The 24,212-nt window shown below is 73.5% G+C and carries 17 protein-coding genes and 1 pseudogene; 7 read left to right on the forward strand and 11 right to left on the reverse strand.

Annotated features, from left to right (window positions below; translation table 11 throughout):
• The first annotated feature begins 81 nt into the window (after positions 1–81).
• Positions 82–945, forward strand: a complete 864-nt coding sequence (locus ABVB68_RS04395; protein WP_353599511.1) for a phosphotransferase enzyme family protein — start codon at positions 82–84, stop codon at positions 943–945.
• 16 nt (positions 946–961) lie between these two features.
• Here ABVB68_RS04395 and ABVB68_RS04400 read toward each other — a convergent pair whose 3' ends face one another.
• The 4 genes from ABVB68_RS04400 to ABVB68_RS04415 all read right to left on the reverse strand — a co-directional run bounded on the left by ABVB68_RS04400 (position 962) and on the right by ABVB68_RS04415 (position 5,353).
• Positions 962–1,684 (reverse strand): 3'-5' exonuclease, encoded by a 723-nt coding sequence (locus tag ABVB68_RS04400; protein WP_353599512.1) that lies wholly within the window; start codon positions 1,682–1,684, stop codon positions 962–964.
• A gap of 120 nt (positions 1,685–1,804) precedes the next feature.
• Entirely contained in the window at positions 1,805–3,043 is a 1,239-nt protein-coding gene (locus ABVB68_RS04405) for a DUF5919 domain-containing protein (protein WP_353599513.1), read from the reverse strand.
• Between the two features lie 116 nt (positions 3,044–3,159).
• On the reverse strand, positions 3,160–4,491 hold the full coding sequence (locus ABVB68_RS04410) for a copper amine oxidase (RefSeq protein WP_353599514.1): 1,332 nt from the start codon (positions 4,489–4,491) through the stop codon (positions 3,160–3,162).
• A gap of 46 nt (positions 4,492–4,537) precedes the next feature.
• Complete coding sequence (locus tag ABVB68_RS04415) at positions 4,538–5,353, reverse strand: Tat pathway signal sequence domain protein (protein WP_353599515.1); 816 nt, start codon at positions 5,351–5,353, stop codon at positions 4,538–4,540.
• A gap of 194 nt (positions 5,354–5,547) precedes the next feature.
• On the opposite strand from ABVB68_RS04415, the gene glgX reads away from it, so the two are divergent.
• The 4 genes and pseudogenes from glgX (at position 5,548) to ABVB68_RS04435 (ending at position 12,169) form a co-directional block, all read left to right on the forward strand.
• Positions 5,548–7,656, forward strand: coding sequence for a glycogen debranching protein GlgX (gene glgX, locus ABVB68_RS04420; RefSeq protein WP_353599516.1), 2,109 nt, complete (start codon positions 5,548–5,550; stop codon positions 7,654–7,656).
• Between the two features lie 180 nt (positions 7,657–7,836).
• Complete coding sequence (treY, locus tag ABVB68_RS04425) at positions 7,837–10,206, forward strand: malto-oligosyltrehalose synthase (RefSeq protein ID WP_353599517.1); 2,370 nt, start codon at positions 7,837–7,839, stop codon at positions 10,204–10,206.
• Positions 10,207–10,639: 433 nt separating this feature from the next.
• Positions 10,640–10,780: pseudogene (locus tag ABVB68_RS04430) on the forward strand (hypothetical protein); the annotation flags it as partial.
• Between the two features lie 138 nt (positions 10,781–10,918).
• Entirely contained in the window at positions 10,919–12,169 is a 1,251-nt protein-coding gene (locus ABVB68_RS04435; RefSeq protein WP_353599518.1) for a M14 family zinc carboxypeptidase, read from the forward strand.
• A gap of 402 nt (positions 12,170–12,571) precedes the next feature.
• Here ABVB68_RS04435 and ABVB68_RS04440 read toward each other — a convergent pair whose 3' ends face one another.
• On the reverse strand, positions 12,572–12,985 hold the full coding sequence (locus ABVB68_RS04440; RefSeq protein ID WP_353599519.1) for an SSI family serine proteinase inhibitor: 414 nt from the start codon (positions 12,983–12,985) through the stop codon (positions 12,572–12,574).
• Positions 12,986–13,119: 134 nt separating this feature from the next.
• Positions 13,120–13,671: an FHA domain-containing protein gene (locus tag ABVB68_RS04445; RefSeq protein ID WP_353599520.1), complete on the reverse strand. Its 552-nt coding sequence runs from the start codon at positions 13,669–13,671 to the stop codon at positions 13,120–13,122.
• Between the two features lie 175 nt (positions 13,672–13,846).
• On the opposite strand from ABVB68_RS04445, the gene treZ reads away from it, so the two are divergent.
• On the forward strand, positions 13,847–15,592 hold the full coding sequence (treZ, locus tag ABVB68_RS04450; protein WP_353599521.1) for a malto-oligosyltrehalose trehalohydrolase: 1,746 nt from the start codon (positions 13,847–13,849) through the stop codon (positions 15,590–15,592).
• 131 nt (positions 15,593–15,723) lie between these two features.
• Here treZ and ABVB68_RS04455 read toward each other — a convergent pair whose 3' ends face one another.
• The 5 genes from ABVB68_RS04455 to cyc2 all read right to left on the reverse strand — a co-directional run bounded on the left by ABVB68_RS04455 (position 15,724) and on the right by cyc2 (position 23,185).
• Positions 15,724–16,998 carry an APC family permease gene (locus tag ABVB68_RS04455; RefSeq protein ID WP_353599522.1) on the reverse strand — a complete coding sequence of 425 codons (1,275 nt, stop codon included), beginning with the start codon at positions 16,996–16,998 and terminating at the stop codon, positions 15,724–15,726.
• Positions 16,999–17,467: 469 nt separating this feature from the next.
• Positions 17,468–18,403: a phosphotransferase family protein gene (locus ABVB68_RS04460; protein ID WP_353599523.1), complete on the reverse strand. Its 936-nt coding sequence runs from the start codon at positions 18,401–18,403 to the stop codon at positions 17,468–17,470.
• A gap of 65 nt (positions 18,404–18,468) precedes the next feature.
• Positions 18,469–19,596: an aminopeptidase P family protein gene (locus tag ABVB68_RS04465; protein ID WP_353599524.1), complete on the reverse strand. Its 1,128-nt coding sequence runs from the start codon at positions 19,594–19,596 to the stop codon at positions 18,469–18,471.
• A 264-nt stretch (positions 19,597–19,860) separates the two neighbouring features.
• Complete coding sequence (locus tag ABVB68_RS04470) at positions 19,861–20,424, reverse strand: PDZ domain-containing protein (RefSeq protein ID WP_353599525.1); 564 nt, start codon at positions 20,422–20,424, stop codon at positions 19,861–19,863.
• A gap of 598 nt (positions 20,425–21,022) precedes the next feature.
• On the reverse strand, positions 21,023–23,185 hold the full coding sequence (cyc2, locus tag ABVB68_RS04475; protein ID WP_353599526.1) for a germacradienol/geosmin synthase Cyc2: 2,163 nt from the start codon (positions 23,183–23,185) through the stop codon (positions 21,023–21,025).
• 166 nt (positions 23,186–23,351) lie between these two features.
• Between cyc2 and ABVB68_RS04480 the strand changes: the two genes are divergently transcribed.
• Complete coding sequence (locus tag ABVB68_RS04480; RefSeq protein ID WP_353599527.1) at positions 23,352–24,209, forward strand: alpha/beta fold hydrolase; 858 nt, start codon at positions 23,352–23,354, stop codon at positions 24,207–24,209.
• Positions 24,210–24,212: the final 3 nt, after the last annotated feature.

Genomic DNA, 24,212 nt, shown 5'->3' on the forward strand with positions numbered 1-24,212 from the left:
GCGGCCCGCGTCCGGCTCACGCCGGCGGCCCCTCGGTCGGCGCGGGAAGACGGCACGGGAAGACAGCACGGAGGCACGAGGATGGACGAGGCACGGGCGCGGGACGTACTGGCCGCCGCGGGAGTGCTGCCGGGCCCGGCCGGGGACGCGCGGCTCCTCGCCCTCGGTGAGAACGCGGTGTTCGCCGCCGGTGACCTGGTGGTGAAGGTGGGCCGCGGCGCGGAGCTGATGGAGCGGGCCGGGCGCGAGCTGGACGTCGCCGGCTGGCTCGCCGGGGCGGGCGTGCCCGCGGTGCGGGCCGCGGAGTCCGAGCCACGGCTGGTCCAGGGGCACCCGGTGACCGTGTGGCACCGGCTGCCCGATCCGGTACGGCCGGCCGAACCGCGGGATCTGGCGCTGCTGCTGCGGATCGTGCACGCACTGCCCGCTCCCGACTTCGCGCTGCCGCCCCGCGAGCTGCTGGGCGGCGTGGAGCGCTGGCTGCGGCTCGCCGGCGACGCGATCGACCCGGCGGACGCGGCCTACCTGCGTGCGCGCCGGGACGGATTCGCTGCGGCCGCGGCGGCGCTGTCCCCGCGTCTGACGCCCGGGCCGATCCACGGCGACGCGCTGCCCCGCAATGTGCACATCGGCCCGGACGGCCCGGTCCTGGTCGATCTGGAGACCTTCTCCGCCGACCTGCGCGAGCACGACCTGGTGGTCATGGCCCTCTCCCGGGACCGGTACGGGCTGCCGGGCGAGGCGTACGACTCGTTCGCCGAGGCGTACGGGTGGGATGTGCGGGAGTGGGAGGGCTGTTCGGTGCTGCGGGGCGCCCGGGAGACGGCCAGCTGTGCGTGGGTGGCCCAGCACGCGCCGGCCAGCCCCAAGGCGCTGGCCGAGTTCCGCCGGCGGGTGGCGTCGTTGCGGTACGGGGACGCGACGGTGCGGTGGTATCCGTTCTGAGCCGGCGCCGGCCCGCTCAGACCCGCTCGCCCGCCGGCTCCCGCAGCGGCCACATCCCGTCCACCACCGCGTCCGTCTCCCCCTTGCGGCGCAGGAAGGCCTGGAAGTCCGCCGCCCAGGCCGCGTACCACTCGATCTGGCAGCGGTGCAGTTCCACGGCGCCCAACGACGCGATCTTCGGGTGGCGCCCGGCTATCGCGGAGGCCAGGCGGGCCGCGGCGAGGGCGTCCGCCGAGGCGTCGTGCGCCGCGTCGAGGGCTATGCCGTACTCCGTGCAGACCGCCTCCAGGTTCCGCTTGCCGCGGCGGTAGCGGTCGACCCAGCGGTCGATGGTGTAGGGGTCGATCACCGGCGCGGGGTGGAGTCCGCCGAGCCGGTCGGAGAGGGACGGCAGGCCGTACCTGCGCAGTTCCGCGGAGAGCAGCGTGAGATCGAAGGCCGCGTTGTAGGCGACGACGGGGACGCCCGTCCGCCAGTAGGAGACGAGCACGCCGGCGATGGCGTCGGCCACCTGGTCGGCGGGGCGGCCCTCGGCCTGCGCCCGTTCGTTGGTGATGCCGTGCACCGCGACCGCGTCGGCCGGGATCTCCACGCCCGGATCGGCCAGCCACTCCCGGCGCCCCATCGGCTCACCGGCCCTGACCTCGATCACCGCACCCGTCACGATGCGCGACTCGCGCGGATCGGTCCCGGTCGTCTCCAGGTCGAAGCCGATCAGCAGCTCCCGGTGCCAGCCCATGGGCGGCCCCCCTTCTCGTGGTGCTTTCCCCCAGTGGCTCCACCATCGCACGCGGCACTGACAATCCGAGGCGGGCGTTCCGCTTGCCGGTATCGCATGCCGCTTGCCGGTACGGACACTTCAGGACACCGGACGCGAATCCGCCCAGGTCAGCTCGAACTCCTCGCGATAGGTCGGAAACAGCCCGGCATTGACCGCATCGTTCGCCTTGACCAGCCGGCTGCCGTTGCGCAGCACCAGTACCGGCGACTCCATCCCCCTCGCCGCGCGCAGATAGGACTGCACCACGGCGATGCCGTCGGCCCCGTCGCCGTCCACCAGGTAGGCGGTGAAGCGCGGCGTCTCGTCGTACACCTGGATCTCGAAGGCGCCCGGGTCGCGCAGCCGGGACCGCACCCGGCGCATGTGCAGGATGTTCATCTCGACGGACCGGCTCAGTTCGCCCCGTTTCATACCCAGTTCGCGCTCGCGGCGCTTGACCGAGCTGGAGGCCGGGTTCAGGAAGAGCATCCGCACCCGGCAGCCGGACTCGGCGAGCCGGACCAGCCGGCGCCCGGAGAAGTTCTGCACCAGCAGGTTGAGCCCGATGCCGATGGCGTCCAGGCGGCGGGCGCCGTCGAAGATGTCCTCGGCCGGGAACTGGCGCAGCAGGCGTACCCGGTCGGGATGGACGGCCACCACGTCGGCGTACCGGTCGCCGACCAGGTCCTCGACCGCGTCCACCGGCAGCCGGCGCGCGGAGGGCACGTCACCGCCCGCGCCGAGCATCTCCAGCAGCCGCGCCGAGGCACGCTCGGCCTGGCTCAGCACCGCTTCCGACAGGGCCCGGTTGCGGGAGACGACGTTGCGGGTCACCTCCAGCTCGTCCAGGGCGAGTTCGAGGTCGCGGCGCTCGTCGAAGTACGGCTCGAAGCACGGCCAGTGCTGCACCACCAGCTCGCGCAGCTGGGGCAGGGTGAGGAAGCTGATCACGTTGTCGTCGGCCGGGTCGAGCAGGTAGCCCTTGCGGCGGCTGACTTCGCGGACGGCGACCGCGCGCTGCACCCACTCCTGCCCGGCGGGCCCGGCCGCGGCCACCACCCATTCGTCGCCGTGGACGGGCTCGTAGATCGGCCGCAGCACCGCGGCCACGACCGCGCGCAGCCGCTGCTCGACGAGGTTCAGCCAGATGTAGGCCCGGCCCGCCCGCTGGGCACGGGTGCGCACCTCACGCCAGGCGTCGGCGTCCCAGTCCAGATCCGGCCCGATCGACCCCGCGTCCATCGGACGCGCCAGGGACACCGCGCCGGGCGGGACGTCTGTGGAGCCCCCCTCGTGACCCTCGTCACCAGGGGGCAGCTCCAGCCCTCCCGAGCCCACCCGTGCACCGCCTTCCGCTCCCCCGGGCCTTTCCCGTCTCAACGATCAAGGAAGGGTACTCCGCGAGCGGTCGGCGATACAGCCGGATGGACAGGTCGGTTTCTCTCGTGCTTTGCTCAACTCCGTGGTGTCCAATGGCCGTTCTGCCATGCCAGGTCACTCGGAGTGAGCGGATTCATAGCCGTGACGTCCCGCGGTGCGATGGCGAAGCCCTGCCAGTGCACGGGCATCGGCTGCTGGTCCTCGTCCCGCGCGATGTGGTGGAAGCCGACGTTCATCCAGACCACCGGGTGGGTGAGGGCCTGACCGCCGACCCACTTGTCCACGGACGTGGGACGACCGCGCCCGCACGTCGGGTTGTTGCTGGCGAACAGCTCGCACTTGTCGTACTCGGTGACGTACAGGTCGTGCTTGGTGAAGCCGCGCCCGGGGTATCTGGTGGTGGGGCCGGGGACGATCTCGTACGAACGGGCGTGCCCGTCCTTGTTCCTGCCCGTCGCGCTGACCACCCGCCACCAGCGGTAGGTCTTGAGATCGCCGCCGAGTTCCCTGGTGACCCTGGTCCGTGTGGTCTTCGTCGACGGGCCCTCCTGCCGGCGGGCGGGCGCGCTGACGGCGGAGTCGTACTGCTCGACCTTGGTCCCCGACGAGCCGTCGAGGCCGAAGTCGAGCCGCCAGAAGACGTTGTGGCTGTGGCTGGTGGAGTAGTCCCTGGCCCCCTTGCCGATCGGCCAGCCCCGTCCGTCGCCCGCGTCGTAGTCGCCCCAGGAAAGGCTGCCGGTCGCGCCGACGTCCATGTTGACGGTGCCGTCGTCCTGGAAGCGCCATTCGGCGATGTACTCGTACCAGCCCACCTGGTTGACCGTGTAGACGAGGAAGTCCTTGCCCTGGGCCTGGTAGACCTTGTTCGAGGCGTAGTCCTGCATGCGGTAGGCGTGACCGCGCGAACGCGTCGTCGTGCACAGGCCCTTGACGTCGGGGTGCGCGGGGTCGAAGGCGTCGGGGACCCTGACGGTCTTGATGGTGCCGCCGGGGCACTCGCCGGGGGACAGATTCATCAGTCCCTGGGCGAAGTTCTGCCCCGTCAGGTCGTCGTACTCGTGTTTGCCGTCGTCGTAGGGGACGTGGATCTGGCCGAGCCGGGCGCTGTTGAGGACCTTGATCGGCTTGGCCTCGCCCTTGGGCTGGTAGGAGATCTTCTCCAGGACCAGTCCGGCCTTGCCGTCGTAGCGCCAGCACATGCGCCAGGTGGTGCCGGTGGCGAGCTTCTGCTCGATCCGGTAGGGGGCCCTGCAGTCGGCCGCGGTCGGCGGAGCGGCCTTCGGACGGGCGGCGGCCGCTCTCGCGGTGGCCGCCGCTCCGGCGGCCGTGGCGCCGACGGTCAGCGCGGCCACGGCCAGTCCGACAGCCGCTCCCCGGCGGGCGCGGCTGATGGGGTGTTCGGGCATGACGAGGTGACTCCCTTGCAGGGGTACAGGTGTGAGAGGACTCCGGTCAGCCGCGGTCGAGACGGCCGACGTGGTGCGCGCTCAGGTCGATCACCAGCGACATGGTGTCGATCCAGGGCCCGTTCCTGACCTTGGTGAACAGCCGGACGCACCGGTGCACGCCGCATCGGTCGAGGACCGCGGGCTGGGCGCCCGGGGCGGCCCGGTAGACACCGCCGCTCAGCAGCAGCTGGTCCGGGGAGGAGAGCTCCCTGCCGGTGGCGTCCTTGTAGTCGGCCTTCAGGCCCGCACCCAGCGGGTCGGCCATCAGGATCGAGGCCGCCTCGGCGTTCTCGGCACGGCTCGGCGGCGGCTGGACGCCCCGCCGGGTCCCCGTCGTCTCGACCTTCCCGGTGTCCAGGTCGACGGTCCTGACGACGAGGGTGTCGTCCTTGTAGTCGTAGAAGGTGACCACGGCCCGCCGGGGCGCGCCCGGATCGTCGGCCTCGTCGGCGTCGGGCTCGGCGAGGTCGACACTCAGCCGCTGCGGCCCGCGGTCACCGTCGACGTCCTCGCCCGAGGCGAGCAGCTGCCGGCTCAGGGCGAGCTTCTCCACGCGCCGGATCTCGTCGTCGGTCAGCGGATCGCGGCCGGTGCCCTTCCTCCCCTCGGCGGGCGCCCGCTCGACGACACCGGGCCGCACGCCGTCCGGCCCCTCCGCGGCCTGCCGTACGGCTCCCGTACCGCCGCCTCCCGCTCCTCCCGTCTCACCCGCCCCCGCCGTCCCCGGCAGGGTGATCGCGACCATCGCGGCGGTCGCCACCGCCGCGAGGGCCGCTCCGGCCATCACTTTTCCCAGATGGCGGTGCACTGTCCCGCGCACGTCTTCCCCCTACTCCCCGTGGTCCCCGGGAGTATGTGTGCCCCACTGGTTCGGCTCTCGGTGGGTACAAGACCCACCGAGTGCACTGGTCGACGGGTAAGAGGAACGTAAGTCACGGAAGGTTCCGTCACTTTCGGGAAGACTCGGCAGTCAACGCGGCCCAGGGGGCCGGCACACCTGGGAGAGTCGTATCTATGCAGGTCTGGCCTGGAGAGGCGTATCCGCTCGGCGCCACCTATGACGGCGCCGGGACCAACTTCGCGGTCTACACGGAGGCCGCGGACCGAGTGGAGCTGTGTCTGCTGCACGACGACGGCTCGGAAACGGCGGTGGAACTGCGCGAGAGCGACGCGTTCGTCCGGCACGCGTACCTGCCCGGCGTGATGCCGGGACAGCGGTACGGATTCAGGATGCACGGTCCGTACGACCCCGGGCGCGGGCTGCGCTGCAACTCGGCGAAGCTGCTCCTCGACCCGTACGCGAAGGCGGTCAGCGGGGCCGTGCGGTGGGGCGAGGAGGTGTACGGCTACCACTTCGGCGCCCCGGACCGGCGCAACGACCTGGACTCCGCGCCGCACACCATGACCTCCGTGGTGATCAATCCGTACTTCGACTGGGGCGACGACCGTCCGCCGCGCACCGAGTACCACCACACGGTGATCTACGAGGCCCACGTCAAGGGTCTGACCATGCGCCACCCGGGACTGCCGGAGGAACTGCGCGGCACCTACGCGGCGCTCGCCCACCCGGCGATCATCGAACATCTGACCGGGCTCGGGGTGACGGCGCTCGAACTGATGCCCGTCCACCAGTTCGTGAACGACCACCGGCTCGTCGACATGGGCCTGAACAACTACTGGGGCTACAACACCATCGGCTTCTTCGCCCCGCACAACGCGTACGCCTCCTGGGGCGACCGTGGCCAGCAGGTCCTGGAGTTCAAGTCGGCGGTCCGGGCGCTGCACGAGGCCGGGATCGAGGTCATCCTGGACGTGGTCTACAACCACACGGCCGAGGGGAACCATCTGGGGCCGACGCTGTCCTTCAAGGGCATCGACAACCCGTCGTACTACCGGCTGACGGAGGACCCGCGCTACTACATGGACACCACGGGCACCGGGAACTCGCTGCTCATGCGGTCCCCTCACGTGCTCCAGCTGATCATGGACTCGCTGCGCTACTGGGTCACCGAGATGCATGTCGACGGCTTCCGCTTCGACCTCGCGGCCACGCTCGCCCGGCAGTTCCACGAGGTGGACCGGCTGTCGTCGTTCTTCGACCTGGTGCAGCAGGACCCGGTGGTCTCCCAGGTGAAGCTGATCGCCGAGCCGTGGGACGTCGGCGAGGGCGGCTACCAGGTGGGCAACTTCCCGCCGCTGTGGACCGAGTGGAACGGCAAGTACCGCGACACCGTCCGCGATCTGTGGCGGGGCGAGCCGCGCGCCCTCGCGGAGTTCGCGGGGCGGTTGACCGGCTCCTCTGACCTCTACCAGGACGACGGGCGCCGCCCGCTGGCCTCGATCAACTTCGTCACCTGCCACGACGGGTTCACGCTGCACGACCTCGTCGCCTACAACGACAAGCACAACGAGGCCAACGGGGAGGACAACCGGGACGGCGAGAGCCACAACCGGTCCTGGAACTGCGGGGTGGAGGGCGACACCGACGACCCGGAGGTGCTGGAGCTGCGCGCCCGCCAGATGCGGAACTTCATCGCCACGCTGATGCTCTCCCAGGGCGTGCCGATGATCAGCCACGGTGACGAGTTCGCCCGCACCCAGAAGGGCAACAACAACGCCTACTGCCAGGACAACGAACTGTCCTGGGTGGACTGGCCCGGGGAGGACGAGGATCTCCTGGAGTTCACGCGCGCGATGGTGTGGCTGCGCCGGGACCATCCGGTCTTCCGGCGGCGCCGCTTCTTCCACGGCCGTCCGGTGGAGGGCACCCACGACGAGCTGTCCGACATCGCCTGGTTCACTCCCGAGGGCACCGAGATGGCGCAGCAGGACTGGGACTCCGCGCCGGCCTCCGCGCTGACGGTGTTCCTGAACGGCAACGCCATCTCCGAGCCGGGCCCGCGCGGGGAGCGGATCACCGACGACTCCTTCCTGCTGATGTTCAACGCCTCCCCCGAGCCGCTGGACTTCCTGGTGCCGGTCGACCACGGCCTGCAGTGGCAGGTCGTGGTCGACACGGCCCGCCCGGACGGCGTACCGCCCGGCACCGGACCCAAGGTCGACGCGGGTGAGCGGTTGCCGCTGCCGGCCCGCAGCCTGACGGTGCTGCAGCGGCCGGCGTAGGGGAGCGAGGGCGCAGACGGGGGCGGGACCGCGGTGACCGTCCCGTCCCCGGCCGGGCCTGCCGTGTCCGGCTTCGGCGGGTCCCCCAGTGGCGCCCGCCGGTGGGCACCGGGCACGCGTGGGTGGGTCCGTGGGGGGACGGATGACAGGAAAGACGGCAGCCGGGGTACGTAGGTCTGCATGACTCCTGCGCGATCCGGACCGATGGTGCCCACGGCCACCTACCGGCTACAGCTCCAGCCCGCGTTCCCGTTCGCCGCCGCGGCGGCCGCCGTGCCCTACCTGGCGTCGCTCGGCATCTCGCACGTGCACCTCTCCCCCGTCCTGGAGGCCGTCCCGGGCTCCACGCACGGCTACGACGTGGTCGACCACGCGCGCGTGCGCGAGGAACTCGGCGGCGAGGAGGGGCTGCGCGCCCTGGCGCGGACCGCGCGCGAGCACGGCCTCGGCCTGGTGGTGGACATCGTGCCGAACCACATGGCCATGGCCCCCCGCCACAACCACGCCCTGTGGGAGGTGCTGCGCGAGGGTCCCGGGTCGCCGTACGCGCGCTGGTTCGACATCGACTGGGAGGCGCAGGGCGGGCGGGTGCTGCTGCCGGTGCTCGGCGGCCCGCTCGGCTCGCAACTGGAGCACCTCACGGTCGACGGCGACGTGCTGCGCCACCACGAGCACGCCTTCCCGCTGCGGGCGGGCACCGCGCACCTGCCGCTGCCGGAGCTGCTGGACGCGCAGTGGTACCGCCCGGTGTGGTGGCGGCTGGCCCGCACCGAGCTGAACTACCGGCGCTTCTTCAGCATCTCCGAGCTGATCGGGGTGCGCGTGGAGGATCCCGAGGTCTTCGACGCCACCCACGCCAAGATCCTGCAGCTGCTCGCGGAGGGCGTGGTCGACGGGCTGCGGATCGACCATCCCGACGGGCTGGCCGACCCCGACGAGTACCTCGCACGGCTCGACCGCGCCACCGGCGGCCGCTGGACGGTCGTGGAGAAGATCCTCGCCGACGGCGAGCACCTGCCGGCCTCCTGGCCGGTCGCCGGCACCACCGGCTACGACGCCCTGCGGCACGTCGACGGCCTGTTCACGGACCGCACCGGCGCCTACGAGCTGCTCGGCCGCTACCGGGCGTTCGCGGCGCCGCAGACGGACCGCGGCGGCAACTGGGAGGCCACGGTGCGCCGGGCGGCGTACAAGGTGCTCACGCACGAGCTGGCCACCGAGACCGACCGGCTCACCCGGGTGGCGGTCCGGCTGTGCGCCGCCTCGCCGGACCTCTCGCTGCGCGACCGGGCGCCCTGGGCGCTGCGCACGGCCCTGGAGGAGCTGCTGGTCCGGATGCCGGTCTACCGGCCCTACGCCTGCGGTGACGCCTCCGCCGTCGTCACCGAGCATGCCGCCGAGGAGGCCCGGCTGGCCTTCGTGGTCCCCGAGGAGGCGGAAGCCGTCGACATCGTGCGCAGGCTGCTGGTCGAGCCGCCCGGGGACGCGTCGGCACCCGACCACGCCGACCGGGTGGAGTTCCGCGCCCGGTTCGCGCAGACCGCGTCCGCGTTGCGCGCCAAGTCGGTCGAGGACACGGCGTTCTACCGGTACGTGCCACTGCTGTCCACGACCGAGGTGGGCGGCGACCCGGGCAGTCCCGGCGTGTCGCCGGAGGACTTCCACGCGTACTGCGCGCGCGTGCAGCGCGACTGGCCGGCCACCGGCACGGTCGTCACGACGCACGACACCAAGCGCAGCGCCGACGTCCGCGCGGCCCTGGCGGTGCTCACCGAGTGCGCCGGAAGCTGGGCGGAGCTGCTCGCCGAGGTGACCCGGCCCGAGGAGGGGATGCCGGACGGGCAGCTGGCCTGGGCGGCCTGGCAGACGGTGTTCGGTCTGGGCCCGGCCGAGGAGGAGCGGGTCCGTGAGGCCCTGCTGAAGCACGTGCGCGAGGCGGGCATGTACACCAGCTGGACCGAGCAGGAGCCGCCGTACGAGGAGGCGGTGACGGCCTTCCTCACCGCGGGGCCCTGCGGTCCGCCCGGCGAGCGCGTGGCCGCGTTCCGCAAGGCGCTGGAACCGCACGTCCGGGCCAACGTCCTCGGCACCGCCCTGGTCCATCTGACGATGCCGGGCGTGCCGGACGTGTACCAGGGCACGGAGGGCGAGTACCGGGCGCTGGTGGACCCGGACAACCGGCGGCCGGTGTCCTTCCCGCCCGAGGTGCCCGGTGAGAAGGACGCGCTGACGGCGGCGGCGCTGCGGCTGCGCGCCCGGCGTCCGGACGCCTTCGGCACGGCCGCCGCGTACGCGCCGGTGTCCGCGGAGGGTCCGGCGGCGGAGCACTGCCTGGCGTTCGCCCGCTCGGGCGAGGTGGTCACGGCGGTCACCCGGCTGTCGCTGCGGCTGGCGGAGGCGGGCGGCTGGCGGGAGACGCGGCTGCCGCTGCCGCCCGGGCGGTGGGCGGACGTGCTCACGCCGGGCCGCGAGTTCACCGGCCACGCACCCGTGGCCGCCCTTTTCGACCGGCTGCCGGTGGCGCTGCTGGAGCGGGTCGCGGAGGCCTGAGAGGGCTGCGGCGGGCCGGCGGGGCACTGAGGGGGCCGGGCCCCGGTTCAGGGCGCCGGGGACGGCTCCTGGTCCTCGTACGGCCTTGGAGGGGCTAGAGGTGGGCCGAAGGGGGCCGGAGGCGGCCCGGAGACGGGCCGGGTGGGGGCCGGAGACGGGCCGGGTGGGGGCCGGAGACGGGCCGGAGGCCGGGTGGAGGGGCCGGAGGCCGACTGGACGGGCCAGAGGCCGGCTGGAGGGGCAGGCGGGCCGAAGGGTGCCGGAGGCGGGCTGGGTGGGGGGCCGGAGACGGGCCGGGTGGGGGCCGGAGATGGGTCGGGTGGGGGCCGGAGATGGGTCGGGTGGCGCACCGGAGGTCCACAAAGGCCTGCGCGGCGCCGGGGCCTGCGCGGTGGGCGTTCCGCGCGCGTGGACGGTCGGCGGCGCTTCGGAGGTGAATTCCAGCCAGCTGATGGTCGGCTGGGACGCCGAACCGGCGGACGTCGCCCGGCACGTGCACGCGCACCCGACGCTCTCGGAGGCGGTGGGCGAGGTGTTCCTGACGCTCGCGGGACGCGGGCTGCACCAGCAGTGAACCCGGGGAACACAGGGCCCGGGAGACCGCCGGTCGACTGCGTCCGGGCGCCCCGGGTACCGGCACGCCGCCTGCTTGACAGTTCACCCGTCCCGTGCGGGACTTGGAGTGCGAAGCCGGGCGGAAACAAGTCGGGGGGTGAGTCTCCTGCCGGAGCTGCGCTACCCCAGCGTTTCCGAACTGGTCGCCTCCGCACGCGCGATGGCGGCTCAGGAGCCCGGTCTGTGTGCGCTGCGGCAGGTGGGCAGCTCCCGCGCGGGAAGACCCCTGCACCTGCTGTCGGTGGGGCACGCCGCCCGGGCGGTGCTGGTGGTCGCGGGCGCACACGCCAATGAGCCGGCGGGCGGCTCCACCCTGCGGGTGCTGGCGGAACGCGTACTCGCCGAGCGCGAGTTGCGCACGGACGTCTCCTGGCACTTCCTGCTGTGCGCCGACCCGGACGGGGCGAGTCTGCACGTGACGCCGGCGCCGCGCAGCCTGTTGGACTACCACCTCAATTTCTACCGGCCGACGGGCGCGGAGCAGCCGGAGTGGTCGCCGTCGGTGCTGCCGCCGGACCGGCTGCCGCCCGAGACGCGGGCGCTGACCGGGGTGATCGACGAGTTGCGCCCGTACCTCCAGGTGACGCTGCACGGCACCGACCTGGGCGGCAGCTGGGTGCAGCTGACGCGGGACGTGCCGGGCCTCGCCGAGCCGTTCGCCAAGTCGGCGGCGCAGCTGCACATCCCGGTGGAGGCGGGCGCCTCCGACGCCGCCGGCTGGCCGGCCTCCGGCCCCGGGGTGCATGTGATGCCGGGCCCGGAGTCGGGTGCCGCCTACCCGAGCATGCCGGACGACGCGCGGCACAGCACCTGGTACCACGCACACCGCTACGGCGGTCTGACGGCGGTGGTGGAGGTGCCGATGTGGGCGAGCGACCTGGTGGACGATCCGGCGCCGCACCCGGCACCGGAGGCGGCGATGCGGCGCCTGGCCCAGCGGCTGCTGCGGGACTCGCTGGAGGTGGAGGGGATCCTCAAAGAGGCGCTGCCCCGGCTGGACGGCGCGGACGGGCCGCTGCTGCGCGCCGCGCGCTGGGCGCTTGAGCTGATCCCGGGCCTCGCCGAGGACTGGGTCCACACCGCTCCGGCCGGCACGACGATGGCGTACGTCGGCAGCGTGGACGCCTTCGGGCGCCGGCTGCCGCTGCGGGCGGCGGCGATGCTGCTCAGGGTGCTGCGGGAGGTGGACGACGGTGCCGCGCCGCGGCTGGAGCAGCTGGTCGCCACCTGGTGCGACGCCTTCGCGACGCGTTTCCGGGCCCGCTGGGTACCCGTCGAGCACCAGGTGGAGCACCAGTCCCGGACGGTGCTGGTGGCGGCGCAGCAGGCCCGGGAGCAGGTGCCGTGAGACCGGGCGGCGAGCCCGCGCGGCGGCACGGGAGCAGGTGCCGTGGCACCAGCCTGCGCGCCTGCCCACCGCCTGGGAGCAGGTGACCGGGCTGCATCCCTGCCACCGCCCGGGAACGGGTGCTGTGACACCGGGCCGCACCGCTGCCACCGCCCGGGAACAGGTGCCGTAGCACCCGGCCGCACCCCCGCCACCGCCCGGGAACAGGTGCCGTAACACCCGGCCGCACCCCCGCCACCGCCCGGCAACAACTGCCGTAACACCCGGCCGCACCCCCGCCACCGCCCGGCAACAACTGCCCGTAGCACCCGGCCGCACCCCCGCCACCGCCCGGCAACAGCTGCCCGTAGCACCCGGGGACGCCCCCTCCCCCGGCACCGTCCGGCCGCCGAGCCGTGGTGCTCAGCCGTCGAGGCTGAAGACCGCCCCGGTTCGCGCGTTCATGACGCACCGGCTGGAGTAGGTCTGCTCGAAACGAATCGGCCGCCCGTTCCACTGGCCGCGCGCGCGGGCGGTGACAGGCGCCCAGATCATCGGGCAGAAGCCGCTCTTGGTCTGGATGCGGCTGACGTCACCGTCGGTGCCGGCGAGTTCGGCGCACGCCTCGGCCGCGCGCGCGTGGCCCTGGGGCGGGTCGCACAGCAGCAGGGTGCCGCGCGTGTCACTGGACTGGGCGTCGCCCTTGGTGACCGTCAGGTAGAGCCAGTTGCCGGGGAAGGTGCCACGTGCTTCCGCCTGGGCCGGGCCCGCTGCGAGGAGACCGGCGGCCGCCAGCAGGAGGCCGGCCGCCGTTGTCGCTCTGGAGATGTAGGTCATGCCGGTTGCATCGGCACGGCGCACCCGGTTCCGCAGCCCGGCTCACCCGATCGGAACGCTACGCGCCCGCGATGGAGCACCAGTTCGAGCACGGACGCCCGCCGCACGCACCGGACGCACGGCCCGGCGGCCGGCTAGCTCGTGGCGAGCCTGAAGGCCATCCTGCCGAAGGCGACCTGATCGCCCTCCCGGACAACGGCGGAGCCTATGACCCGGCGGCCGTTGACGGTGGTGCCGTTGGTGGAGCCGAGGTCCGTGAGCACCCACAGGTCGCCCCGGCGGCTGAGTTCGGCGTGTGCCCGGGAGACCGTCTCGTGGTTCAGCCGCAGCCCGCAGGCGGGGTCACGGCCGATGCGCAGCCGCTGCGTGCGCTCGGGGTGCGGCAGCAGCAGTTTGGGCAGCCGTTCGGCCTGCCAGGCCCGGCGCAGTCGTACGGTGAAGCCCGAGACGGCCTCGACGGTGCCGAAGACGGCACGGGAGAGACGGTTCTCCCGGGGCAGGTCGGCGACGAGCGCGGCGAGCTCCTCGGAGCGGCGTGCCACGAGTGCCAGTTCCATCCGGCGCACGAAGGTGTCGTGCGACAGCCGGCCCATGGCGACGCCGTCACGCAGCACCTGCAGCGCCTTGTCCCGCTCCGCGTCGGACAGCCGTGCGGGGTACGTGGAGAACTCGAAGGACGACGTCACGAACGTGATTGTCGGGCAGCGAACCCCGAGTGTCCAGAAACGGGGAATCGTCGCCGGTGCACGCGTACTTCCGCGACACCCGGGCGGAAAGGCCGGATTCGAAAGCGGAACGATCGCGTGGGCGGCACGATGGGGACGCGGGACATCACGGTGAACAGACGAAGGGGAACCGTCCGTGCAGTTCGAGGTGTGGGCACCGCAGGCAGATCGAGTGACGCTCCATTGCGAGGGGGCCACGCGCGCGTTGACGCGCGATCCCGGGCGTGAGGGCTGGTGGACGGGGGCGGCGGAGGCGGCGGACGGCGCCCGCTACGGGTTCGCGCTGGACGACGGTCCGGTGCTGCCCGACCCGCGTTCGCGCCGCCAGCCGGACGGCCCCGACGGCCTGAGCGCGGTCGTGGACCACGACCGGTACACGTGGCGGAGCGAGTGGGCGGGGCGCGCGCTGCCGGGCGCGGTCCTCTACGAGCTGCACGTGGGCACGTTCACGCGCGAGGGCACCCTGGACGCGGCGGCCGGCCGCCTGGAGCACCTGGTGGAACTGGGCGTGACCCACGTGGAGTTGATGCCGCTGTGTCCGTTCCCGGGGCGGCACGGCTGGGGCTACGAGGGGGTGTCGCTGTGGGCGGTGCACGAGCCGTACGGCGGGCCCGAGGCACTGAAACGGTTCGTCGACCGGGCGCACGAGCTCGGTCTGGGGGTCGTGCTGGACGTCGTACACAACCACTTGGGCCCCTCCGGCAATTATCTTCCGCTGTTCGGGCCGTACTTCACGGACACCCATCACACGCCGTGGGGCTCGGCCGTGAACCTGGACGCGGCGGGTTCGGACGAGGTCCGTGCGTTCCTCATCGGCAGCGCGCTCGCGTGGCTGCGGGACTACCGGATCGACGGCCTGCGCCTGGACGCGGTGCACGCCCTGTACGACACGCGCGCGCGCCACTTCCTGGAGGAGCTGTCGGCGGCCGTGGACGGCTTCGCCGAGGAGACGGCGCGGCCGCTGTTCCTGATCGCCGAGTCCGACCTGAACAACCCGCGGTTCATCACCCCGCGCGCGCAGAACGGCATGGGGCTGCAGGCGCAGTGGAACGACGACTTCCACCACGCCCTGCACACCGCGGTGACCGGGGAGTCCCAGGGCTACTACGCCGACTTCGCGCGTGCGCCGTTCGCCGCGCTCGCCAAGACGCTGACCGGCGGCTACTTCCACGACGGCACGTACTCCAGCTTCCGCGGCCGGCACCACGGCCGTCCGCTGGACCGCGCCCGGGTGGCCGGGCACCGGCTCCTCGGCTACAGCCAGACCCACGACCAGGTCGGCAATCGCGCCCAGGGCGACCGGCTCTCCGCCCACCTCTCCCCCGGTTCGCTCGCCTGCGTGGCGGCGCTCACCCTGACGGCGCCCTTCACACCGATGCTGTTCATGGGTGAGGAGTGGGCCGCGGGCACCCCGTGGCAGTTCTTCACCGACCACACCGACCCCGGGCTGGCCGAGGCGGTACGGCGAGGCCGGCGGCGGGAGTTCGCGGAGCACGGCTGGGCCGAGGAGGAGGTTCCGGATCCGCAGGACCCCGCGACCCGGGAGCGGTCCTGCCTGGACTGGACGGAGCCGGAACGCGAGCCGCACGCGCGCGTGCTGGACTGGTACCGGCGGCTGATCGCGCTGCGCCACGAACAGCCCGACCTGACCGATCCCGACCTCGCCGACACGAAGGTGGCGTACGACGAGCAGGGCCGCTGGCTGGCCTTCCGGCGCGGGGACGTACGGGTGGCGGTGAACCTGGGCAAGGAGCCGGCGGCGATCCCGCTGGGCACCGGCCGGGCCCGGGTCCTCGCCGCGTGGGAGCCGGTCGAGGCACCGGGCCCGGACGGCCTGCTGCAGGTCCCCGGGGAGTCGTGCGTGGTGCTGCTACAGCCCTGACGAGGAGGGCCCCGGCCCCTGGTGGGAGCGTGACCCGGACAAGGAAGTTCACCGCGCTGCTCACCGACGCGGTTGTCAAGGAGCTGGGCGAAGTCCTCGGCGACGACGCCCCGTAGCGGCGGCCGCGCGGGTCAGGCCCTGCGGGCGGTCACCGCGCGGCGGAGTCGGTAGGCGGCGGCGCCGAAGGCCAGCACCGCGGCCCCCGAGACCACCGAGGAGAAGGGCAGGGCGAAGGCCAGCACCAGGCAGCCGGCCAGCCCGACGGCCGGGACCAGCCGGTGCGGCCGTCCTTCCTCCTCGGTGAGCGTCCAGGCGGAGGCGTTGGCGACGGCGTAGTACGCCAGGACGCCGAAGGAGGAGAAGCCGATCGCCCCGCGCACGTCCGCCGTCGCGGCGAGCACCGCGACCACCGCGCCCACCAGCAGCTCGGCGCGGTGCGGCACCTTGAACCGGGGGTGGACGGCGGCCAGGGCGTGCGGCAGGTGCCGGTCCCGGGCCATCGCCAGGGTGGTGCGGGAGACGCCCAGGATCAGCGCGAGCAGCGAGCCGAGCGCGGCCACGGCGGCGCCCACCCGCACGACGGGGGCCAGCCAGCCCACGCCCGCCGCCCGGACGGCATCCGACAGCGGGGCCGCGGCCCGCGCCAGTCCGTTGGGGCCGAGGACCGCCAGCACCGCGACGGCGACGGCGGCGTAGACGACCAGGGTGATGCCCAGCGCGAGCGGGATGGCCCGGGGGATGGTGCGCGCGGGGTCGCGGACCTCCTCGCCGAGGGTGGCGATGCGCGCATAGCCGGCGAACGCGAAGAACAGCAGGCCCGCCGCCTGGAGCGCCCCGCCGGCCGTGGCGTCCGAGCCGACGTCGAGGCGGGCCGCGTCCGCCGTGGCGGAGGTGAGGGAGGCGACCACCACCGCGGCGAGCACCGCCAGGACCAGGGCCACGATCACCCGGGTCAGGAGCGCGGACTTCTGCACCCCGGCGTAGTTCACCGCGGTCAGCGCCACCACCGCGGCCACCGCGACCGCGTGCGCCTGACCGGGCCAGACGTACGAGCCGACCGTGAGCGCCATCGCCGCGCAGGAGGCGGTCTTGCCGACCACGAAGGACCACCCGGCCAGATAGCCCCAGGAGTCGCCGAGACGTTCACGGCCGTAGACGTACGTGCCGCCGGAGGCCGGATAGCGGGCCGCGAGCCGGGCCGAGGAAGTGGCATTGCAGAAAGCGACCACCGCAGCGACCGCCAGACCGATCAGAAGCCCGGACCCGGCGGCGTGCGCGGCCGGAGCGAGAGCGGCGAAGATCCCCGCACCGATCATCGACCCCAGGCCGATCACCACGGCGTCGGACACCCCGAGCCGCCGCTGAAGTTCGTCCGGCACCCCGGCGGCGGTCGATGGCTTGCTCATGGCCCACTCCCTCGGCGGACAGCCGTGTACGTTACGCACTCCGCTACCGGGAGACGATACGGAGAGGGCCGGACCGCCGGCCCGCACCCCCCGGCCACGAGCGCATGCCCCCTGCTCGCAGCTTCGCCCGCACCGTCAAGGCCGTCCCGTACTCATCCTCACCGTGCACGAGTCCTCACCGTGCACGAGATGAGGCGCCTCGGACGCGGCGCCGCCGAGCTGCCGGCCGTCGCCGAGGACCCTGCGCCACCACGACATCGGACTCGAACTCCGCACCGGCCCCCTTCAGGCGTCTACGACCCGGCCCCGGCGGGGCCTCGCCCTCGCGCAGCCGGGGCCGGTGGCAGGTGGCCGGTGGCCGGTGGCCGAGGGGCGCCGTCCAGCGTGATCTCACCGGTCGTCCGCCGGCCGTGCGCCTGCCGCCGGGGGCGCGGGCGGTGCGGCTACCGGCCGATGCCCGGGCCGGCCGTCACAGCTCCGGCTCGTCGTCCTTGAAGTCCGTCACCCGCTCCAGCAGGATCGGCTCCCAGGCCCGCCGGAGCCGGGTGCGCAGGAGGCCGGCGTCGCCGGGCGCGCGCCCTTCGAGGTGGTCGGTGAGGTGCAGGACGGCGTCGCAGCGGGCGAGCCACAGGCCGCGCAGGCAGGGCCGGGCGCCGTAGCCGGCCAGGGTGGCGGCGCGGACGGCCGCCGGTGAGCCGACGGACACGGCGAGCCCGGCGATGTCCTCGGCGGGGTCGCCGACGACCGCCTCGGTCCAGTGCAGGATGCCGCGCACCCGCCCGTCCGTGCTGGCCACCACGTGCTCGCCGGTCAGCCCGTGGTGGGTGAGGACGGCGGTGCCGGGCTGCGCGGCGAGCTGGGCCGCGCCGGGCGGGGTGAGCTGGTGGAGCCGGGCGGCGTCGAACTCGTCGGCCGCCGCGAGCCGTTCGGCCGCGTGCACGGCCATCCGGCGCAGTGCCTCCAGGGAGCGCGGGGCGCTCCGGGGCACGCCCGTCGACTCCGCCTGGCGTACGGGTACCGCGCGCAGTCCGGTGAGCAGCCCGGCGAGGTCGGCCTCGCCGACGGCCGAGACGTCGTGCCGCTCGGCCGTGCCGCCGGGCACCAGCGCGTCGAGGGTGTAGGCGAGGCCGGGCGCCCAGTCGCCGTGCGCGACGCTGGCGGGGACGGCGACGGGCACGTGCGGGCGCACCAGGTCGCGCAGCCGCAGTTCGCGGCGGCGGCGGACGGAGGCCTCGCGGTCGGGCGCGAGGCGCAGCACATGGCGGGTGCCGACCCACCAGGTGTGGCCGTGGCCCTCCCGGACGGGCCGCACGTCGGGTCCGCCGGTGCCTTCGGTGCCCGTCTCGAGCAGCGAGCGGACCAGTCGGCGGACGGTGTCCGCGGTGGGTGTCGGTGCCTGGGTCATGGGTCGCGCGAGTGCCGTTCCGGGTGTCGTCGGGGATGGGTCTCCCGGGCCTGTCGGTCGGCCCGTCAGTCCACTATGACCATTTCACGGGTGGTTTCGTTGAAACGGCGCCCACCGTCCTCGGTCACCGTGACGATGTCCTCGACACGCACCCCGAACCGGCCGGGCAGGTAGATGCCGGGCTCCACGGAGAAGCACATGCCGGGCACGAGGGGCTGTTCCTCGCCCTCGATCATGTACGGCGGTTCGTGCGTGGTGACGCCGATGCCGTGCCCGGTGCGGTGGATGAAGTACTCGCCGTAGCCGGCGTCCGTGATCACCGCCCGTGCGGCGCGGTCGACCTCCTGGCAGGCCACGCCCGGCCGTACGGCCCGGAAGCCGGCCTCCTGGGCGGCGCGCACGATGTCGTGGACCCGGCGCTCCTCCTCGGTGGGCTCGCCGACGTGGACGGTGCGGGTGGTGTCGGAGCCGTAGCCGTCCTTCAGGCCGCCGAAGTCCAGGACGACCATGTCACCCTGCTCGATGACGCGGTCGCCGACCTCGTGGTGCGGATTGGCGCCGTTGGGGCCGGAGCCGACGATGGTGAAGTCCACCTGGGAGTGGCCGAACCCGCGCAGCAGGTCGGCGAGGTCGCGGCCGACGTCGGATTCGCGGCGGCCGGCGAAGGGAGCCTTCCGGATCTCCTCGAACGTCGCGTCCGCGGCCGCGCCGGCCGCCGCCAGCAGCTCCAGCTCGGCCGGGTCCTTCACCGCGCGCAGCATGGGCAGTGCGTCGGTGAGGGCGGCGTAGGAGGTGTCCGGCAGGGCCCGCTGGAGGCCGAGCAGGTGCATGGCCCAGGTGTTGTCGCTGATGCCGAACCGGCCGCGGCCGTCGAGAAGGGCGGCGGTGACGGCGTAGGGGTCCTTACCGTCGGTCCAGTCGCGCAGGGTCAGCGCGCCGGCGCCGGTGGCCTCCTGGGCGTCCGGTGCCTCCAGGGTCGGCACGACGAGCACGGGGTCGTGGCCGGGGGTGAGCACGAGGACGGTGAGCCGTTCGGTGACGGCGGTGGGCGTGTACCCGGTCAGCCAGACCATGTCCGGTCCCGGCGCCACGAGCAGCCCCGCGAGGCCGGCGTCGGCGGCCGAGCGTGCGGCACGCTCCATGCGGGCCCTGTAGTCGGCGGTGGTGAAGGGCGCGGGCGTACTACCGGTCATCCGGGCCTCCGGGGGGCGGCTGGGAAGCGGGGCGGCGGCGTCCCGGGGAGGGGACTCGCCATGGGGTCATCATGGCGTGCCGGGCGTCCGGTCACCAGCGGATTCGAGGGCGACCGGGCGGATGCGGGAGTGGACCCGGGCGGATACGCGGGCGGCACCGACCGGATACGCGGGTGGGCCCGGACGGATACGCGGGCGGATGCGCGGGGGTGCGGTTTCAGCGGATGCGGGGGTGCGGAGTGAAGGGTGCTGTTCGGATCACCCTCAGATCACCGCTCCCGGGACCACCGTCAACTGCTGGTACCCCCCGCTGCTGTGACGCACGGTGAGGAGTACGTGCTTGCCGGGACGGGCGTGGGCGACCGCTCGGACGAGGTCGGCGGTGGTGTCGACGCGGGTGCCGCCGAACTGCAGCAGGACGTCCCCGCGGACCAGGCCAGCGGTGTAGCCCGGTCCGGGCACGTGCACGCCGACCACCACCGCGCCCGCCTTCTGGGCGTCGGCGGCCTCCACGCCCAGCGTCGCCGTGGGCCGGTCGGAGGCCGGGTACCGCGTGGCGGCGGGCGCGGCCGTGGCCGAGGGGGCGGCCGGCGGAGCGTGACGTTGCAGCTCGGCGAGCCTGCTCATGCCGATCACGGTGGCCCCGACGGTGCCGATTCCGACGCCGGCGAGCACCAGCACGGTGCCGGCGGACACGCCCAGCAACAGGGTCCGCAGCCGCCGTGCGCGCCGGGGGGCGGCGTGCGGGCGGTGGGCCGGGCCGGGGGTGGCGCCGTCCCGCCGGTCCTGGCCGGGCATGGGCTTGGGACGCAACGCAGTCTGTTCCATGGTTCGCTCGCCTCCGGCTTGTGCTCTACCCGGGGCGCCGGGCCGTGACGAGACTCGAACGAGTGAGACTGGCCGGAGGGCCGCCGAGGGTAGCCATAGCCGTCGAGTTGTCGCGGGGGCCCGGACGCCACGGGCACCCCGGCCGGCCAGGCTCCCGGACGCAGGCGTCATGTGGGTGCCAGCAGTCCGCGGACCGTCTGCGCCGCCGCTCACGGGGGGTTGCCGCCGTAGTCGCAGCGGGTCGCTGGGTGCGCCAAGCCCGTCGACGAGAGCGAGGTCGGCGGTGTCCGACGACGCGTCGGTTCCGCACCCGCCGGCCGGGGCACGGGCACGGGCGGCCGTCGACCACGCGGCAGGCACGGCCGCCCGGCACGTGGGGGGGGACCGCCGTCGACCACGCGGCACGCACGGCCGCCCGCCACACGGAGAGGAGGGCCGTCGACCACGCGCAGGGGACGGCCGACGACCACGCAGCACACACGGCCCCCGCCACGCGCAAGGGACGGCCGTCGACCACGCGGCACGCACCGCCGCCCGCCACGCGGAGAAGGCAACCGTCGGCCACGCGGCGCGGGTGTGGCGGCCGGTCTGACGCCGGTCAGCCGACGAGCTGTACGGGCGGTGCGGGGGCGCGGTCGGGCAGGAACCGGTGGGACCGGCGGGCCAGCCACTCGGCCTTGTAGCGGTCGACCTCGCGATGCCAGTTGAGGATGCCCGCCAGCCAGTTCTGCAGGTCGCGGACATAGCCGTCCAGGGCGGCCCGCCCCTCCGCGGTCAGCCCGAAGTCCTCGCACAGCACCGGAAGTTCATGCGCGATCACATGCTCGAACTGCCGCATGCGCTGGTTCATCAGGTCGGCGACCACACCGAGCGCGGCCGGGTAGTCCGCGCCGAAGAAGTTCTGCACGACCAGGACGGCGTTGTGGATCTCGCCCTCGTACTCGATCTCCTTCTGGTACGAGCAGATGTCGTTGACGAGGCAGGCGTAGTCGATGGCGGCGTTCTCCAGGGAGCGCACCGGGCCGCTGCGGCACACCTCCGGCGGCACCGCGCGGCCGCGGCCCATCCGGCACAGGCTCAGGGTGAGGTCGGAACCGAAGGTGGCACGCCGCATCTCCAGGTAGTCGACGGGGTCGGGAACGCGGTTCTGCAGGTGGTTGGACAGCTCCCACACCCAGCTCTCGGTCATCTTGTCCACGGCTTCCTTGAAGGCGCGCCGCTGACCGGCCGTCATCCCGGCCGTGGTGCGCGCCCAGAGGCCGATCAGCGACCGTTCCATGGCGTTGGCGGGCACGACGGCCGGTTCGCCCTCGATGGGCATGCAGGCCGACAGCCGGGCGGTGGCCAGCCGCGCGGCGGCCAGGTCCCGGCGGCGGCCGTAGACGAGCGGGTAGTAGTCGTCGCCGTAGGTGCCGAAGGCCAGCCACTGGGTGCTGAGGTCGAGGGCCTCGGGGGTGGCGTCCGGGTCCAGGCCGGCGGAGCACAGCGCGAGGTCGTACGCGGCGAGTTTGTCCTCGTCCCAGACGCCCTCCTCGAGGATGCCGACCTGGTGCGTCCAGGCGAGGAGGTTGCGGCGGGCGCCGTCCAGGTGGGGGCTCAGCTCCAGCCGGAACGGCATGTGGAACTCGGGCAGCCGCGAGGGGCCGACCTTCTGGTAGGGCATGTGCGAGTAGGCGCGCAGCCGTTCCCGTGCCGCCGAGGCGAGGAGCGCGCGGACGTCGGCGGCCGAGGCGCCGGGGCCGCTCGGGATCTGCCACGGCGAGGCGGAGCGGGCGCCCTTGTTCATGTAGCGGCTGGAGCGCATGTGCCATTCGTGGCCGCCGGACTGCCAGTCCTGGAGTCCCTTGGTGTAGGCGGCGACCGCGGCGGCCTCGTGCGGGGCGAGGCCCTGCTCCAGGGCGACGGCCGGGACCTCGGTGAGGGCGGTGTGCTCGAACTGGTGCAGGCGTGAGGTGAGGATGTCGTTGACGGTCTCGGCGGCCTCCTGGGTGGTGCAGTCGAAGAACTTCTCCAGGACGAGCACGCCGTTGCTGTTCTCCCCCTCGTCCTCCACCTCGCGCTGGTAGGAGAACAGGTCGTTGCGCAGATGGACGGCGTCGGAGAACGTCTCCATCAGCACGCGCAGCGGCCGGGTGCCGGCCACGCGCGCGGGTACCTCGGCGGTCGCGTACTCCACCAGCCCCGCCGACCAGGGGGCGCCGCCGACCTTGCGGCGCATCTCGATGTACTCGACGGGGTTGGCGATCCGCCCCTCGTTGATGTTGGACAGCTCCCACATCGACTCGTTGAGCAGGTGCTCGGTGGCCACGGAGAAGCGGCGGCGCCAGTCCACGGACATCGACGGCACCGTACGCGCCCACAGGTCCTTCAGGCCCGCCTCCACCGGATTCTCCGGCTCGGGCACGGGGGTCGACGGGTCGAGCGGCATGAACAGCGGCAGACGGTCCAGGTGGGCCTTTCCGGCCGCGCGGTCCGGGGTGCGCTTGTACATGTCCAGGAAGTGGTCGTCGAAGAAGAACACCCAGACGTACCAGTCGGTGATGAGGGAGAGCGCGGGTCCGTCGCAGTCGGGGTGGGTGTAGGCGCACAGGAGCCCGTAGTCGTGCGCCTCCAGGTCGGCCTGCTCCCAGATCCCGGAGCCCTCCAGCATGCCCGTCTCGCGTGCCCACCGCGTCGAGTGCGCACGGGCCTCGTCGAGGTGCGGATTGAGCCGCGCGGGATACGGCATGTAGAAGTGCGGGAGTTCGAACGGCTGCGTCATGGCTGGGGCCCTACCCGGGGTCCCGAACCCCCATCCGCCGCCGCACACATGGTCACACCATCGCGTGAACCGCCCGCGAAACGCCGAACTTCCGCACTCCGGCGGCCCGCCCGTACGCCCGGTGCGCGGTCTTGCCGTGGCCCCGTCCGGGCGCCACGGTAGGCCCATGACCTCCTTCGTGCTGCCCCATGAGGTGCACGGCGACGGCGCCCACAAGGTGTTCGCCGTGCACGGCTGGTTCGCCGACCGGTCCGCCTACGCGCCCGTCCTGCCCGATCTCGACCGCACCGCCTTCACCTACGCGCTGGTCGATCTGCGCGGCTACGGCGAGGCCCGGGACGCCATGGGCTCCTGGACGACGGCCGAGGCGGCCCGGGACCTGGTGGAGCTGGCCGACCGGCTGGGCTGGGAGCGGTTCTCGGTGATCGGGCACTCCATGGGCGGCGCCGTGGCCCAGCGGTTGCTGGCCGTCGCCCCGCACCGGCTGCGCCGGATCGTCGGTGTCTCTCCGGTTCCCGCCTCGGGCATGCCGTTGCCGGCCGGGCAGGACGCGCTGTTCGCGGAGGCGGCGCACCGGGCGGAGAACCGGCGCGCGATCATCGACTTCACCACCGGGGGCCGCCGCCCCGCCGCCTGGCTGGACCGGATGGTGGCGCGCTCGCTGGAACGCAGTGACCCCAAGGCGTTCCGGGCGTGGCTCGACTCCTGGGCGGGCGAGGACTTCCACGCGGACGTCGAGGGCAGCGAGGTGGCCGCCCTGGCCGTGGCCGGCGAGCTCGACCCGGCCCTGTCCCCGGCCGTCCTGCGGGAGACCTGGCTGGCCTGGTACCCACGCGGCGAACTGGTCGCCCTGCCGTCCGCCGGTCACTACGCCATGGACGAGACACCGCTGGAACTCGTCAGGGTCGTGGAGGACTTCCTGCGCGCGGACACCACCGTCCGCGCGGGCGATGCGGGCGACACGGCCGGCGCGGGCGACGGGGGCGACACGGCCGGCGCGCGCGATGCGGGCGGATCGGCGTGAGCG

Source organism: Streptomyces sp. NPDC096012 (genome assembly GCF_040426375.1).
Classification (GTDB): domain Bacteria; phylum Actinomycetota; class Actinomycetes; order Streptomycetales; family Streptomycetaceae; genus Streptomyces.